This is a genomic window from Endozoicomonas sp. ONNA1 (genome assembly GCF_024606325.1).
Taxonomy (GTDB): Bacteria; Pseudomonadota; Gammaproteobacteria; order Pseudomonadales; family Endozoicomonadaceae; genus Endozoicomonas_A.
In genome coordinates, this window is sequence record NZ_JAHHPN010000666.1 from 1 (window position 1) to 1311 (window position 1311).

The window sequence follows — 1311 nt, forward strand, 5'->3', positions numbered from 1 at the left end:
GCGAGCTATCCATCCCCGAACTAGAAGTACGGGGCTTTCCGCTCAATTTGGTAATAATCGATTGATAGTTATATTCTTTGTCCAATTCTAAAGGAGTCCAGCCGTCATAACCTCTTAAATCTGTTCCCGCCACTGCTGAGATCAATTTCGCAGCCGCTTTTAGGGTTGGAAGTGCCGTAGGTAGATTTATCTTCGAATGGAAACTTACAAAAATGAAATAGCGGCATTTCTGACAGGTAACTACCAGAAATCGCTCCAGCGTCACTTTCCCGCTTACATGGAGAGGTTATGCAATTCCAAGACAATATTGATCCTGTTAATGTCCCTGTAAATAAAAAGTGCGACATAAAAGCCGCACTCACTGTATCAAGCTTTGATCAGAATTTCTGCAACAAAGACAGTCCTGATTGCAACCTAGGGGGCGTTCTTATCTAACCAGACGATCAATTTACTGATTTTGTCATGCTAACCAGATCATGATGGCTGCTATCTGAAGCATTCCCATATAATTTCGTGCCAAGCGTTCATAGCGAGTTGCAACTCGCCGAAAGTTCTTGAGCTTTTGGAATAGTCGCTCAATTAGATTTCGCTCCTTGTAAATTTCTTTGTCATATTTTCGCTGATCTATCCGATTTCGCTTCGGAGGAATCACTGCTTCAGCACCTGACTTCTTGACCTCGAGGAGGAATGCATTTGAGTCATATCCCTTGTCAGCAAGAACGAAGTCCGCTGAAAATCCCTCTATCAGGGCATTTGCCTGTCCGTACTCTGATGCTTGTCCAGCTGTGAGAATGAAGCGAACAGGATTACCAAGTGCATCCGTCGCAGCGTGGATCTTGGTTGTTAAACCTCCCCTTGATTTTCCAACTGCTTCGGCAATGTTATCCGTTTTTTTGGAGCACCGTGTTGATGAACACGGGTGATTGATCCGTCAACCAGAAGGTATTCCATATCACAATCCTGACTCAGTTCTTCAGAGACTTGACTCCATATTCCTTTCGAGCTCCAGCGACTAAATCGGTTGTATATATTGTGCCAGTCACCGAACTCTTCAGGCATGTCCCTCCAAGGCGCTCCGGTACGAGCAAGCCAGAGAATCGACTCAATGAATAACCTGTTGTCAGCTGTTGGTCCGGGGTCAGAGACTTTACCCGGCAGCATGTCTTTGATCCGATCCCATTGTTGATCTTTGAGTACTGTGCGAGTCATAGCAAACCTAAATGCCATACTCTAGATCACTTTTAGGTGTCTTTCCGGTCAGGTTACTGATGTTTTTATCTGTTCGTTCGGTTGGATAAGAACGCCCCCTAG

The 1311-nt window shown here is 45.0% G+C and carries 1 protein-coding gene; it reads right to left on the reverse strand.

Translation table 11 applies throughout. From position 1 onward, the window contains the following. Positions 1–460: 460 nt before the first annotated feature. Positions 461–1209 (reverse strand): IS5 family transposase gene (locus KDK19_RS15695; RefSeq protein WP_257281593.1). Its coding sequence is split into 2 segments (ribosomal slippage): positions 461–879 and positions 879–1209, totalling 750 coding nucleotides; the frame shifts between segments, so codons are not numbered across the junction. Between the last annotated feature and the right edge of the window lie 102 nt (positions 1210–1311).